Origin of the sequence: Achromobacter sp. SIMBA_011 (genome assembly GCF_046535435.1) — a bacterium.
Classification (GTDB): Bacteria; Pseudomonadota; Gammaproteobacteria; order Burkholderiales; family Burkholderiaceae_B; genus Achromobacter; species Achromobacter dolens.
In genome coordinates this window covers 1-309 of record NZ_JAWRWN010000227.1, presented here as the reverse complement: position 1 = coordinate 309, position 309 = coordinate 1, and the positions used below count along the sequence as shown (strand labels likewise).

General features: G+C 63.8%; 1 protein-coding gene. It reads right to left on the bottom strand.

The genetic code is table 11. The annotated features are described in order from the left end of the window. Window positions 1-309 (bottom strand): hypothetical protein (locus tag SB816_RS30695; protein ID WP_410548078.1); only part of this gene is annotated, 309 nt, incomplete at both ends.

Sequence of the window (309 nt, the reverse complement as noted above, 5' to 3'; positions counted from 1 at the left end):
CAGGGAATGATGCGCTCGCCGCGCTCCACCACCAGATCGGGATTGGCGCAGATCATCGGCGCGCCGCGGGCCATGAAGCCCTTGAGCATCTCGGTATAATCCTCGGGGGTTTCCGTCTCGTCGTCGAGGAAACCGGTGCAGACGACGGATTGCGCTTCCGCCTCGCCCACCCGTTCGACATCGAGACCTTCGAGCAGCGGCATGTCCCGCTCCGGGCCAAGCAGGAAGACTTTCTTCGGACCTTCGGCGATCAGGCCGCGGGTAACGTCGCCGGAAGTGATGATGCGGTCATAAGCCTCATCCGGCACG